Raw genomic sequence first — 13,514 nt, 5'->3', positions numbered from 1 at the left:
CGTCCCCTAGATTAGCGAATTACTTTTTTTAAAACCGCTAATAACTGTTCAGGATTAAAAGGTTTAACTATCCAGCCTGTTGCACCAGCAGCTTTCCCTTCTACTTTTTTGTCCATACCTGATTCTGTTGTTAGCATTAGCAATGGCGTAAATTTATAGTTTGGTAAGGTGCGTAACTCCCTGATCAAAGTAATACCATCCATCACTGGCATGTTTACATCTGAAATAACAGCATCAAAACCTTGTTGTTTTGCGATGCTAAGTGCTTCACTTCCGTCCTTTGCCTCAGTGACATCAAAACCCGCCTTTTTCAGTGTAAAACTCACCATTTGACGCATTGATGCCGAATCATCCACGGCTAAAATTCTTTTCATATGAACCCCTTAATCTACATTTTCAAGTATCAGATATTCACTTAGGCCTAAGCGACTAATGGCATTTTTTAAAGGCTCACTTTGCCCAACCCAAATAATTTTGTGATGTACGCATAGCAAGTGCTTTTGCAGAGCACACAATAGTTGAATAGAGGCAGTATCTACGCGCACAACTTCACTAATGTCTAAACAAACATCATCATTGCGGTGTAATTCTTGTAATAAATCTTGGTGTAAGTTTTCAACTTGGGTGATTGCTAGTTCAGCGGGAAGCTTCATCATATTGTTCGCACTTTCCATGTTTAACCAATTCATAACAAAAGCTTAGACTGAGTTAGTAAAAATGCCATAAATGCGTTGAAAAAAGAGTGAAATTATTTACAGGGGATAAAAGAAAAACAAAAAAGGAGCTCAACGCTCCTCGAAAAGAATTAAAGTATACTTTCTGGCTCATTTATTGATAATGATCGGCGATCTGCTTAAATTCAGTTATTAATAATTTAGCATTAATTAATGGCACACTGCCTTGTTTAAATTCAGGTTTAAATATGGCTCTTACCGCTCCTTGAGGGTCAACCATCGCAATTGAAGCACTATGGTCAACGGCATATTCTTGCTCATCACTATTACTAATTGCGTAAATCAAACCTAACTCTCTAACTAGTGGAAATAGATCTTTATGTTCCCCTGAGACCGCTAAAAAATCAGGATTAAAATAATCAATGTAGGCTTTGCGTTTAGCGACTGTATCGCGTTTTGGATCGACCGCTAAAAACCAAATTTGCAATGGGTATTCATCTTTCAACGCTTTATAAACGCCATTGAGTTTAGCTAATGTCAGAGGGCAAATATCTGGGCAACTGGTATAACCTAAAAACACTAAATTCCATTGACCTTGCAATGTTTGCTTAGTTACGGGCTGAGCATTTTGATCTTGTAAAGTAAAATCACTCAAAGGTTTGGCTTGTTCATATACCAAAGCTTCAACGTCAGGCATAGCGCTGTCACTACAAGCTGTTAACAGCAATAAACTTAACACCAACCACACTCTTGCCCCACGCTTAACTGCTAAGCTATTCATATAACGAACCATTTATCTATAAATAAGGCGACAAAGAGTATCATTAAATGAATAATTGAAAAACGGAATAAATCCATTGCCGTATCGTCATTCCCCGCTATTTTTAGTTTTACCGCTTTATAGATGAAAATCCCATTAAGTAGTGTCGCAGCAATTAAATAAATGAGCCCCGACATACCAATTAAATAAGGCAATACACATACCAAGGCCAATAAAATAGAGTATGCAACTACACAGGTTTTACAAAAATCAATACCATGAGTGACTGGCAACATGGGGATCTTAGCGCGTTCGTAATCACTTTTGCGAGCAATTGCCAGCGCCCAAAAATGCGGCGGAGTCCAAGTAAATATGATCATCACCAATAACCAAGGAGCCGCTGCCATATGCCCGGTTTCTGATACCCACCCTAACAACGGCGGCATGGCACCGGCCAGCCCTCCTATAACAATATTTTGTGGCGTTGCACGCTTTAAAAAGGAGGTATAAATAAACGCATAACCAACTAACGCAAATAAGGTTAATACAGCGGTTAAAGTATTAGCCCAGATCATCAACATAATGAAACCACTCACCCCAATAACAGCGGCAAAACTTAAAGCATGCAGTTTAGATAACCGCCCCTTCGCCACTGGCCGATGGCGTGTACGTGCCATTTTGCTATCTATTTCGCTATCAACCACATGATTGATCACCGCAGCTGCTGCGGATAACAAGCCAATCCCCAGTAAACTAATAAACTGTACGCCAATACCACGACCAACATCGGGTGCCAGCGCTAAACCAACCCATGCTGTTAATACCAACATCGCGACTACTTTAAATTTACTGATCGCTAAATAATCATTTATTAAGCCGCTAATTTGGCTAGGTGCTAACTTTGTTATTGCTATTAATGGTGTCATAACTGCCCCTATGTACGTGCTTTTAAGTAAAAACATAAACGAACGACTGTTAACAATAGTATGGCAGCCATTAAATTATGTGCCAGCGCAACGCCGAGCGGGAAATGCCAGTGCACAACCGCCAAGCCCAAACAAATTTGACACAGCAACGCGACCAATACGGAGACTGTACAATGCTTTATTTTTCTCGACACAGCACGGCTATAAATGCGCCACATGATCAGCGCTAATACTACACAGGTAACTAACGCCCACATTCGATGTAATAAATGGATCGACATTCTAGCCTGCTGTGAAAGTACACCATATTCATAAGTACTTTGCTCTAATGGCAACTGAAATACACTACTCAATGAAAACGGCTGTCCGTAACTACACAATGGCAAGCCATTGCAGTGCGGCGCCGCATAATTAGCAGCAAGCCAACCGCCTAGCGCTATTTGCAATACCAACACCACTAATGCGACTAGACTAAGTTTAAAGTAACGCCGAGCTGGGGCGTCGCCGCCAAAAATTGGTTTTGCCGTTAGCCGTAAATACAATAATGTAACCAATGATAAAATACTAAATCCACCTAATAAGTGCCCCAATACAATCAGCGGCTGTAAATTCATGGTGACGGTCCACATCCCTAAAGCCGCTTGAAACACCACCAGTATTAGTAATAGTAAGGGTAATTTAATTGGCGTGGTTGGATATTGACGTTTTAATAAAGCCAATATAAATAACGCTAAAATAAGTAAACCTAACGTGCCGGCAAAATAGCGATGGATCATTTCTTTCCACGCTTTAGCGGTTTCGAACATCATATCTGGGTAGGTTTGCTCTACATGGGCTAAATCAGCCTCATGCTTGGGTACCGTCAAAAAGCCATAGCAACCGGGCCAATCCGGACAACCCAATCCGGCATCACTCAAGCGCGTATAAGCCCCTAAGCCAACAACTAAGATCGATAACATAAAAGTTGCTAATACCAAATGTTTATAGTTTTTATACATAATTGGCACTCCTTAATTTAGCTAGAACGCGAATAGTTAAGTAATTTTTTTAAATCTTTTAACAGTCCTTTTTGAGTCAAACGGTTTTGCTGTGGCTCACTATGGTAAGGATACTGCAAGACCACTAAGCCCATATGATCAATTAGATATAAACTAGCTGGTTGCAGTACATCAACCTCTGGTAACTGACGCCATGGCAGCTCTTTTTGCTGTGTCTGGCCAAGGATGGCTACATCGACTTTACCTTGATTTTTACCAAGAGCGATGTAGAGGTTCTCTAGTGCTTGTAACTGCTGTGCACAAGCTTGTTGGCATTGTGCTGGGTGATTTAAAGCAATAGTCCATTGTTTATGCTCCGTTTTTTTCCAATCTTGTAGTTTTATTTCCTGTGTTAAAAATTCCCCTTTATTACTCGATGCACTAGGTATCCACTCAAGCTTTAACGCCAAATACGCCAGTATTAAAGGCACTAAACAACAGCCAATAAATATTAATAACGGATTGTTTTTCATTGTAATTCCTTCTTTTTAAAAGCAAATACAGCAATAACAAGGCAGGCAATCGCAATCAATAACCATTGCACTGCGTAGGCTTGATGTTTTTCGGGGCTCATCACCACAGCTTGGTAATGCGGCGCAGCAATCTCATCCGCGATACCTTGCCGATAACCAATAAAGTCAATCATGTCGCGACCTGTTTGCTGTGAAAACAATACTAAATCGATAATTTGTACGCGCTTGGGCCATGCTGTATCCGTCTTGTGTTGTGCATCTTGCAAAGTAAAGCCACTGAGCTTTCCTTGCTTTAATTGCACGGTCATTGCCAAAGGAGTCGATGGTAGGTTTATACTAGGGAGTTGCTGGCGAGTAAGTGGTGCTTTAACCCAACCCAAATTCACCAACAGAGTTTGCTTACTTTGCTGTAAACGCAGCAAGGTAAGTACATCGTAGCCAACCTGACCTTGGTAAACTTGATTATCTAACAACCAATATTGCTGCGTATCTAGCACTCCAGAGATACTTATCTGCAAGCCCGTTTTATTCCAATCACTAGGCAGTTGCTGCATTTGCTGCCAGCTCATTACTCCCTGACTTTGCAGGGCTGCTATTTGTGTTAATTGCTCAGTTTTACTTTCAGCTCGCTGTAATTGCCAATACCCTAGGCGTAAACACACCAATACCACAATGGTTACCACGCAAATGGTAATAATTGAGCTAAGCTTTTGTTTACGCCATAAAATTAACTGCATAAAGGTGACCCAGTGATTATTAAAATTATTATCGTACTGTTGCTACTATTTATACTTTTTAACTTGTTCCGTGCCTTATTTATTATGGTATCGGGTAAAACAGATGGACGGCCTATGTCTCACTATTTAGGCCGTCGTGTGCTGTTTTCTGTTATCGTCTTAGTGATTGTTATTGCGGCCCTTAAACTAGGTTTCATCCACAGTAACTCATCACCAATTGACAAAGTTACAGCACATATACAAACACAAATAAACACAACCACACCACATCAACAAAATGCCAATACCAAGCTGCGGCTTGAAACGCAAAATGTTTATCTGGGCTAAAGTGGCCCTTTAAAATACGGATCAGCATGACTAATAATAAAATAGTTCCTAAGGTCACATGCATGCCATGAAAGCCGGTTAGTAAAAAGAAAGTATTGCCATATACGCCAGCATCTAAGGTCAGTCCTAAATCCTGATAAGCATGCAAATACTCTACGACTTGCAGCCCTAAAAAACAGACCCCTAGTACGATTGTCAGTGCCATAAATACTTTTAATGGCCCACGCTTATTGTTCTCCATGCCTACATGAGCAAAATGTAAGGTAACCGATGAGGTTAGTAATATTAATGTGTTGATCAGCGGCAATCCCTGCCAACCCATAGCCTGTGTCGTACCACCACCGGGGGTAGTAACTAAGGGCCAGATTGCCTCAAAAGTAGGCCACAGTACCTCATTGGTCATGGCATTATTTCCGGCGCCACCAAGCCAAGGCACAGAGATCATCCGGGCATAAAAAAGGGCACCGAAAAAAGCCATAAAAAACATTACTTCAGAGAAAATAAACCAGCTCATACCTTGACGAAACGAGCGATCCATCTGTGCTGAATATAAGCCTTGATCAGACTCTTCAATGACATTTTTAAACCAGCGAAATAGCATAAACAGCAACACACCAATTCCTGCATAAAGCACATAATGGCCAGCCCCACCGCCGCTGCTTGCTTGCATTACGGTAAGACCTGCCCCAACAGCAATAAAAAACATCGCAAATGCGCCAACTATTGGCCACGGACTTTGCGCGGGAACATAATATTTTTCGTAATTTTTATCCATTTTGTTTGCTCCTAATTAGCTATTAGCTTGGCAACCTAATTACTAGCCACTATCTGCCCGCTAATATCAAACACGGTATAAGACAAAGTTAACTCTTCAACATCTTCAGGTAATTGCGTATCAACATAAAAAAGCAGTTTAAATTCCACTTCTTCACCTGCTTTCAAAGGTTGTTGATCGAAACAAAAGCAAGCCATTTTATGCAAATACTTAGCTGCTTTGCCTGGAGACACCGACGGTACCGCTTGCATAACTTTATCTTCATTACTGGTATTTTTTGCTCTAAACAGCACTTCGCGCATAGCTCCGGGCTTTACTACCACACTATACTCATGTGATTGCACCTCAAATGGCGCTCCACTTTGCGCATGAGTTGTGAAGCTTACGTCGATTTCTCGTGCCTCATTAACACTCGTACTTTGCTTTGCTTGCTCTAACGAAGGCTTACCATTAAGGCCTGTTACATCACAAAAAACGTCGTACAACGGCACCAAAGCAAACGCAAAAGCGAACATGCCAAGACATATTAAAACTAAGCGCTTAAGCAGTGGTGCATGACTCATTACTTAATCTCCGGTGGCGTTTCAAAAGTATGATAAGGCGCAGGCGATGCCACCTCCCATTCCAAACCCTCAGCACCATCCCACACTTTGGCGGGCACTTTATCGCCGCCTCGTGCACACTTAAATACTACAACCACAAATAACAATTGTGATAAACCAAAAGCAAAGCCACCAATACTAATAATCGCGTTAAAGTCTGCAAATTGCAGTGCGTAGTCAGGAATCCGGCGCGGCATACCGGCCAAACCAACAAAGTGCATAGGGAAAAACAATACATTCACGCTCACTAAAGACAACCAAAAATGCCATTTAGCCAAGGTGATATTGAACATATTTCCCGTCCATTTTGGCAGCCAATAATACGCCCCGGCCATAATTGAAAATATCGCCCCAGTCACTAACACATAATGAAAGTGCGCCACCACAAAATAAGTATCATGGTATTGAAAATCAGCAGGAGTAATCGCCAGCATCAACCCAGAGAAACCACCTAAAGTGAATAACACAATAAACGCAATACTAAATAACATAGGCACTTCAAAACTAATCGAACCACGCCACATGGTGGCTACCCAGTTAAATACTTTGACCCCAGTTGGCACCGATATCAGCATAGTTGCATACATAAAAAATAATTCGCCAGCGACAGGCATACCTGTGGTAAACATATGATGCGCCCAAACTATAAAGCTCAGTAAAGCAATCGAAGATGTGGCATATACCATAGAGGCATAACCAAATAATTTTTTACGTGAAAAGGTCGGCACTATAGTCGAGATAATGCCAAAGGCTGGCAGTATCATAATGTACACTTCAGGGTGACCAAAAAACCAAAATATGTGCTGGAACATCACCGGATCACCGCCCCCAGCAGCATCAAAAAAGCTGGTTGCAAAATACTTATCAGTCAATACCATAGTCACAGCACCGGCCAATACCGGCATCACAGCAATCAATAAAAAAGCGGTGATAAGCCATGTCCACACAAACAGCGGCAGCTTCATCCAAGTCATACCTGGCGCACGTAAATTAACGATAGTTACAATCACATTGATTGCGCCCATAATTGAGCTAATACCCATGATGTGAATAGCAAAAACAAATAATGCGGTATTATCGTTACTGTAAGTTGTTGACAGTGGTGCATAAAAAGTCCAGCCAAATGCCGGGCCACCACCTGGCATAAACAGGGATGCCAGTAAAATAATAAAAGCAAAAGGTAAAATCCAAAAGCTCCAATTATTCATCCGTGGTAATGCCATATCTGGTGCGCCAATCATGAGTGGTACCATCCAGTTAGCCAATCCTGTAAAGGCCGGCATAACGGCACCAAATACCATGATCAAGCCATGTACTGTGGTCATTTGATTGAAAAAGTGAGGCTCTACTAACTGTAAGCCAGGTTGAAATAACTCTGCGCGGATCACCATCGCCATGGCGCCACCAATTAAAAACATCGTCAACGAAAAAATTAAATATAAGCTACCGATATCTTTATGGTTAGTAGTATAAAGCCAGCGTTTAAAACCTTTCGCAGGATGATGATGTCCATCATGGTGTGCAGCTTGATCATGTTGTTGCTCTGTTACGCTACTCATTATTTAGCCTCCGAAGTTGCATCAATCGCGGCTTGTATCTGACTCGGTTGAATTACATCCCCAGTGTCATTGCCCCATGCATTACGCTTATAGGTGATCACAGCTGCTAGCTGCTTGATTGATAACTGCTTGTCAAATGCTTGCATAGCGGTACCTGGGCGACCATGAAGCACGACATCAATATGATCTTTAATATCTCCTAATACTACCGGACTGCCTTTGAGCGCAGGGAAAACCCCCGGTAAGCCCATACCTGTTGGTTGGTGACACGCAGCGCAACTGGCCATATAGACTTGCTCGCCGAGTGTCATTAATTCTTCTTTTGGTAATGTTTGATCTAATAATGCAGCATCAGCAATTGCAGCGTTTGCTTTTGCCTGCTTAGCTTCGCTCAGCCAGTTTGCAAATGCTTGCTCAGATTTAGCTTCAACCACCACAGGCATAAAGCCATGATCCTTTCCGCATAGTTCTGCACATTGCCCTCGATAAATGCCCTCTTCATTAATTCTGGTCCAAGTTTCATTGATAAACCCAGGGTTAGCATCTTTTTTCACTGCAAAATCAGGCACCCACCAAGAATGAATAACGTCGTCTGAGGTCATTAAAAATCGTACTTTTTGATTAATTGGCAACACCAAAGGTTTATCAACTTCAAGCAGGTAATTAGGGTTTTTATTTGCAAGATTAGTTATTTCATCTTGAGGTGTAGCAAGCATTGAATAAAACTCAACATCTTCACCCATGTACTCATAATGCCATTTCCATTGAGAACCAGTAATTTTAATCGTGAGATCAGCTTTACTAGCATCTTCCATTGCAATCAAAGTTTTTGTCGCAGGAATTGCCATACCAATTAAAATCACAAACGGGATTGCCGTCCAAAGGATTTCAACTTTAGTACTTTCATGAAATTGGGCTGGTTTTGCCCCTTTAGATTTACGGTGGTGGATCAGTGCCCAAAACATCACGGCGAACACTATGACCCCAATCACACAACATATAATAAATATTGTCATGTGCAGCTGATAAACATCATTACTTATATCTGTTACGCCCTTACGCATATTAAACTGGCTATTAGCCAATACTTGCTGCGGTAGAACAAACAATATAAGCCACAAGGTAGAGCTCAATTTACCCATGTGACGGCTCCTTTAAATGCTATTGCAAAACGCAAAGCGAAAAGGCGGCACAGCTTTATTCGCGCCAATTCGTTATTTTTTATTGTTACTGAATATTAACGCAACCCTAAATTATGCTATTGAGCAAAATTGTTAGACTTTTAAAGTAGCTGTTAACACAGTGTATTAACCAATTAGTTAAAAAATGAACAATTAGCAAGTTTTAAGAGCAATTAAATTCTTTTTTGGTGCATAAATAACAGCTAAAAATCAGCGCGTTATTTTGTAATTAGGGATAATATTAGAGGGCTAAAAGTAGCTGACAAGTAGATTTGATAGGGCTTAGGACGCTATAGCTAAGTATAAAATCTAGCCATTAAAGCGGTAAAAAATTAAATGCACCAAACTTCCCCAATTTGGTGCGAAATATAGATCAAAAAATTTACATCCAATCAGCGTTGCGGATCACCCCAACAGCTAACCCTTCAATATTGAAAGATTCATGTTCAAGATCCACTTCAATCGGTGAAAATTCATCATTTTCAGCATGTAAAAAAACTTTTTTACCTGCTTTTTCAAGGCGTTTTACTGTTACATCGTCATCAACACGGGCAACCACCACTTGGCCATTTTCAGCAACTTGAGTGCTGTGTACTGCCAATAAGTCGCCATCCATAATACCAATGTCTTTCATACTCATGCCTTGCACACGCAGTAAAAAATCAGCAGCCGGTTTAAACAAGAGTGGATCTATTTTGCAATGACTTTCAACATGCTGCTCTGCCAAAATAGGCTCACCAGCGGCAACTCTGCCTATTAGAGGTAAACCAAGTTGTTCCGGCTCATCCTCTTCAACTAACTGAATACCTCGACTAGCACCGGGCTTCATTTTAATAACGCCCTTTTTCGCTAATGCCTTTAAATGTTCTTCCGCTGCATTAGCACTTTTAAAACCTAACGTTTGCGCAATCTCAGCACGGGTTGGCGGCATACCGGTATCTTTAATAAAAACTTTAATAAGTTCGAGAATTTGAGCTTGGCGATTCGTTAATGGGCGCATACAACTGGTTTTCCATACAGTACATTTAACTGTGAGTATATACAGTTATCTGAAAATCGCAAATATAAATTGGCTTAAAATCGCGCCGTTAATAACAAGCTCATACTATTTAAACCACTTCCAGAATCTAGCGCAGATCCAAGACCAAACTTTAATGCTACATGTTGATTAAACCAATATTGCGTTTGCAGTTCATAGTTGTCTTTTAGATTTTTCTGATTACGAATATTAGCAACGACTCCCACTGACCATGCTTGATTTACATAATAAACCGCCTGCCCCTGCACATAACGATAACGCCCTGCCAATTGCTTTAGCTCTAAATCCCAACCTTGATTGCTAACTATATTTGTCCAACGAACATAAGGAGCATAAGTCCATTCAACCGCGACTCTTTCATTATCTTTGCCAAACCACATATCATGGCGCTCTAAGCGACTGTAATATACATTGAACCCTAGTTGTAACTGCTCATTCATTTGCTTACCAACAGCGGCACTCACTAAATAATCAGTATTTTGCCAATAGCTATTATCTTCACAGAGGCGCTGCGCGCTGGCACTAATAACTAATCCTGCGGGACCATAGATGGCAGCATCGGCATTTAAATAGCTAAAATCATCATTAGCAAACCCACCAATAGCATAATTATTGACTTGATTTAAATACGCTTTTAGCTCGTATGGACCAGTCAACGATTCAAGATCTTGCGCAAAATATCGATACCGTGCGCCTAAAAAAGATTCATCTAAACCAGCTAAATCGGTAAAACCAATATCGAGTTGATGTTGGGTACTAGCAACAGCCTGCGGCTGAGCAACAAGGCTCATTAATAATATTGCACCACATCCAAATACCTTTACTTTCATCCTTAAGATCCATTAACAGTTAGATAATATAGGTACATTTTATCTATTTTTATGATCTTAACTGTAGGAAAATGTTTAAAAGTGTAGACTGATTTAGTAAATAACTTAGTGAGGTAGACAGATGAGTATTTGGTATCAACCGATCACCCTAGCACAATGTAAGCAACTTGATGACGGCATAAGTGGTCAAGGCACATTGATGAAAACCATGGGCATTGAAATAAGTGAAATAGGCGATGATTATTTAGTAGCAACGATGCCCGCGATCCCAGCTCATCATAACCCTATGGGTATGGTGCATGGCGGCGCAAATGTTGTACTTGCAGAAACGGTGGCGAGTTATGCTGCAAACTTTGCTGTTGATTTTACAAAGTTTTATTGTGTTGGCCAGGAGATCAATGCCAATCATCTAAAAGCATCACGTAATGGTATATTAACCGCGATAGCAACACCACTACACTTAGGCAAGCGTACATCCGTATGGGAAATAAAAATCACCAATAGTCGTGGAGAACTGTGCTGCGTATCAAGAATGACCGCAGCAATTGTAGAGCGAAAAGGCTAACTTGAAAGTGGATAAATTGTAATTTCAATACCTGCGCCAATAGCAGAAATACGCAATAAAGTATCGGCACTGAGCGCTTGATTAAAGCATTTTGGCGAAGTGCCTGATTCAAAGCCAATATCAAAGGTGCGCTTTGAGCATGATAACCACTGCTTTAATGCATTGCGTGAGCAAGATTCAATTAACTCACATAAGTGGTTAATCGCTTTATCTGGTGAGATAACGTCTTCATTAGACTCAATACGTGCTAGTTGACGGTACTCATCTTTATCGTAATGCAAAACCACAGCACTTTTTTTTAAGTCTGCAACTAACAAACTAATATCTTGCTTTGATTCAAGCTCTAGATCTACATTTAAAAATTGAATTTCCGACATTGTTTCATTTTTACCCTGCGTTAATAACAACGCAAACTTTAACCTAATTTTGCGTATATACCAAATCTAGAGTAGCTAGTTTTATTTTGTTGATGCGACAATTTGCCACATTGGCAAACTCAATATAATTTATAGAATACCGCACTAATAACAAACAGGTAGTCACTATGGATAAACGCATTTTTAAACATGCGCGTAAGTTTCACAAATGGTTAGGTTACTTATTAGCGCTACAAATTTTTGCATGGTTACTCGGTGGTTTAATTATGAGTGCTATACCGCTTGAAAAAGTTCACGGTAAACATTTAGCTGCGCGGCAATTAAATAACCCATTCAAACAAGCTGATTATCTAGCCTCAGTTGATAATATCGTTGCAAAAATTACTCAACCAAGACAAATTAGTTATAGTCACTTTTTAACAATCCCTACCATTATTGTGAGCAACAGTAACGGTGAGTACAGCTTTAACGGAGTTACTGGCCGTCCTTTGGTAGCACCGAGTAAAGCGCAAATTATTGCCAATGCCCAAGCTCATCTATTAATTAATGCGCAAGTAACAGACGTGATCAAACTAGCTAAAGGTACTCGCGAAGTTGGCTTTAAAGAAAATATTTGGCAAGTAAATTTTGACGATACGTTTAACACCACACTATATTTATCCGCTGATAGCGGCCAAGTTATTACTGTTCGCAGCACAATTTGGCGAATTTTCGATTTTTTCTGGATGTTACACATAATGGACTATGATCAACGTGAAGATTTTAATAACCCATTATTAATTAGTTTTGCAGCCAGTAGCATATTGTTTTGTTTAACTGGCTTTATTTTATTACTACAGAATATCCGTTTTAGAAAACGTACTTCCCGTCGCCCAAGTAGCTAACCTTACCTTGTAGATGAGTTGAAATTCCCACTACATCACACAGTTAAGCGATTTACTTTTTGAATAATCGCTCTAAACTAGCGCTTCCTGTAGTTCACTAAAGTGATTGGATATGCCGCATTTAATTATTGCGCTGGTATTGTGTTGTGTGAGTTTTAACCTTTATGCAGAACAATTCACCAGTTTTTACAGCGCAAAAAAACACCTCATCAAAACCCTTCCTGATAACGCCACCAGCCTCTATTGTGGCTGTAATATTAAACGCCAAGGTAAAAAACTGGTGCCCGACCCAAATGCATGTGGTTATGTGCCTCGCAATGCGGTTACTCGTTCAGGCAAACCAAATGCGCGCGCAACTCGGATTGAGTGGGAACATATTGTGTCTGCATGGGAATTTGGTCACCAGCTACAATGCTGGCAAGATGGCGGCCGAAAAAATTGCATTAAAGTCAGTGCGCAATTTCGGAAAATGGAAGCTGATATAAATAATCTCGCTCCGGCAATTGGTGAAATAAACGCAGACCGCTCTAATTATAGCTTTGGCATGATTGCAGGTAATGCAAGCCAATATGGTCGCTGCCAAGTAAAGGTAGATTTTAAACAGCGTGTGGTAGAGCCGCCCTTTTATGCACGAAAACGCATTGCCGATGCTTATTTTTATATGCAAAAAACCTATGGTTTAAAAATTTCCGACAAGCAACAAAAATTATTTACCGCATGGCAAAACCAAGCTTTGGCAGCGAAAAATAGCAATGCTGTACTTTAAAT

The 13,514-nt window shown here is 40.5% G+C and carries 18 protein-coding genes; 4 read left to right on the top strand and 14 right to left on the bottom strand.

What is annotated here, in order from left to right:
- Window positions 1-11 precede the first annotated feature (11 nt).
- From PSR9079_RS03265 to PSR9079_RS03235, 7 genes are all read right to left on the bottom strand, one after another.
- Entirely contained in the window at window positions 12-374 is a 363-nt protein-coding gene (locus tag PSR9079_RS03265; protein ID WP_145237813.1) for a response regulator, read from the bottom strand.
- A gap of 9 nt (window positions 375-383) precedes the next feature.
- Window positions 384-656: an STAS domain-containing protein gene (locus tag PSR9079_RS03260; protein ID WP_149980677.1), complete on the bottom strand. Its 273-nt coding sequence runs from the start codon at window positions 654-656 to the stop codon at window positions 384-386.
- Window positions 657-828: 172 nt separating this feature from the next.
- Entirely contained in the window at window positions 829-1,455 is a 627-nt protein-coding gene (locus tag PSR9079_RS03255; RefSeq protein WP_149980426.1) for an SCO family protein, read from the bottom strand.
- Window positions 1,452-2,360 carry a heme o synthase gene (gene cyoE / locus PSR9079_RS03250; protein WP_179959138.1) on the bottom strand — a complete coding sequence of 303 codons (909 nt, stop codon included), beginning with the start codon at window positions 2,358-2,360 and terminating at the stop codon, window positions 1,452-1,454. The genes PSR9079_RS03255 and cyoE overlap by 4 nt, the downstream gene beginning before the upstream one ends.
- Window positions 2,361-2,368: 8 nt before the next feature.
- Window positions 2,369-3,358 (bottom strand): COX15/CtaA family protein, encoded by a 990-nt coding sequence (locus PSR9079_RS03245; protein ID WP_145237805.1) that lies wholly within the window; start codon window positions 3,356-3,358, stop codon window positions 2,369-2,371.
- A 17-nt stretch (window positions 3,359-3,375) separates the two neighbouring features.
- On the bottom strand, window positions 3,376-3,870 hold the full coding sequence (locus tag PSR9079_RS03240; protein WP_145237802.1) for a transmembrane cytochrome oxidase associated protein: 495 nt from the start codon (window positions 3,868-3,870) through the stop codon (window positions 3,376-3,378).
- On the bottom strand, window positions 3,867-4,607 hold the full coding sequence (locus PSR9079_RS03235) for an SURF1 family protein (protein WP_149980425.1): 741 nt from the start codon (window positions 4,605-4,607) through the stop codon (window positions 3,867-3,869). The genes PSR9079_RS03240 and PSR9079_RS03235 overlap by 4 nt, the downstream gene beginning before the upstream one ends.
- Before the next feature lie 12 nt (window positions 4,608-4,619).
- On the opposite strand from PSR9079_RS03235, the gene PSR9079_RS24185 reads away from it, so the two are divergent.
- Window positions 4,620-4,934, top strand: coding sequence for a DUF2909 domain-containing protein (locus PSR9079_RS24185; RefSeq protein ID WP_149980424.1), 315 nt, complete (start codon window positions 4,620-4,622; stop codon window positions 4,932-4,934).
- Here the strand turns inward: PSR9079_RS24185 and PSR9079_RS03225 are convergent.
- The 6 genes from PSR9079_RS03225 to PSR9079_RS03200 form a co-directional block, all read right to left on the bottom strand.
- Window positions 4,834-5,709, bottom strand: a complete 876-nt coding sequence (locus PSR9079_RS03225) for a cytochrome c oxidase subunit 3 (protein ID WP_149980423.1) — start codon at window positions 5,707-5,709, stop codon at window positions 4,834-4,836. The two genes, PSR9079_RS24185 and PSR9079_RS03225, sit on opposite strands and share 101 nt — an antisense overlap.
- 35 nt (window positions 5,710-5,744) lie before the next feature.
- Complete coding sequence (locus PSR9079_RS03220; RefSeq protein ID WP_149980422.1) at window positions 5,745-6,272, bottom strand: cytochrome c oxidase assembly protein; 528 nt, start codon at window positions 6,270-6,272, stop codon at window positions 5,745-5,747.
- Window positions 6,272-7,870 carry a cytochrome c oxidase subunit I gene (gene ctaD / locus PSR9079_RS03215; RefSeq protein ID WP_145237784.1) on the bottom strand — a complete coding sequence of 533 codons (1,599 nt, stop codon included), beginning with the start codon at window positions 7,868-7,870 and terminating at the stop codon, window positions 6,272-6,274. The genes PSR9079_RS03220 and ctaD overlap by 1 nt, the downstream gene beginning before the upstream one ends.
- Window positions 7,870-9,012 (bottom strand): cytochrome c oxidase subunit II, encoded by a 1,143-nt coding sequence (coxB, locus tag PSR9079_RS03210; RefSeq protein ID WP_145237781.1) that lies wholly within the window; start codon window positions 9,010-9,012, stop codon window positions 7,870-7,872. The genes ctaD and coxB overlap by 1 nt, the downstream gene beginning before the upstream one ends.
- A gap of 421 nt (window positions 9,013-9,433) precedes the next feature.
- The gene (gene lexA / locus PSR9079_RS03205) at window positions 9,434-10,051 is read right to left on the bottom strand and encodes a transcriptional repressor LexA (protein WP_145237778.1); all 618 of its coding nucleotides are present in this window, start codon (window positions 10,049-10,051) and stop codon (window positions 9,434-9,436) included.
- Window positions 10,052-10,125: 74 nt separating this feature from the next.
- Window positions 10,126-10,920, bottom strand: coding sequence for a hypothetical protein (locus tag PSR9079_RS03200; RefSeq protein WP_149980421.1), 795 nt, complete (start codon window positions 10,918-10,920; stop codon window positions 10,126-10,128).
- A 121-nt stretch (window positions 10,921-11,041) separates the two neighbouring features.
- Here PSR9079_RS03200 and PSR9079_RS03195 point away from each other — a divergent pair, with 121 nt between their 5' ends.
- On the top strand, window positions 11,042-11,485 hold the full coding sequence (locus PSR9079_RS03195) for a PaaI family thioesterase (RefSeq protein ID WP_149980420.1): 444 nt from the start codon (window positions 11,042-11,044) through the stop codon (window positions 11,483-11,485).
- Here the strand turns inward: PSR9079_RS03195 and PSR9079_RS03190 are convergent.
- On the bottom strand, window positions 11,482-11,862 hold the full coding sequence (locus tag PSR9079_RS03190; RefSeq protein WP_145242456.1) for a hypothetical protein: 381 nt from the start codon (window positions 11,860-11,862) through the stop codon (window positions 11,482-11,484). The genes PSR9079_RS03195 and PSR9079_RS03190 overlap by 4 nt on opposite strands.
- A 167-nt stretch (window positions 11,863-12,029) precedes the next feature.
- On the opposite strand from PSR9079_RS03190, the gene PSR9079_RS03185 reads away from it, so the two are divergent.
- Together PSR9079_RS03185 and PSR9079_RS03180 are read left to right on the top strand one after the other, a co-directional pair.
- Window positions 12,030-12,746, top strand: coding sequence for a hypothetical protein (locus PSR9079_RS03185; RefSeq protein ID WP_149980419.1), 717 nt, complete (start codon window positions 12,030-12,032; stop codon window positions 12,744-12,746).
- Window positions 12,747-12,858: 112 nt separating this feature from the next.
- The gene (locus PSR9079_RS03180; protein ID WP_145242452.1) at window positions 12,859-13,512 is read left to right on the top strand and encodes an endonuclease; all 654 of its coding nucleotides are present in this window, start codon (window positions 12,859-12,861) and stop codon (window positions 13,510-13,512) included.
- Window positions 13,513-13,514: the final 2 nt, after the last annotated feature.

The organism is Pseudoalteromonas rhizosphaerae (assembly GCF_902498845.1).
Taxonomy (GTDB): domain Bacteria; phylum Pseudomonadota; class Gammaproteobacteria; order Enterobacterales; family Alteromonadaceae; genus Pseudoalteromonas; species Pseudoalteromonas rhizosphaerae.
The sequence above is the reverse complement of the archived record's forward strand: the minus strand, read 5'-3'. Positions and strand labels throughout refer to the sequence as shown.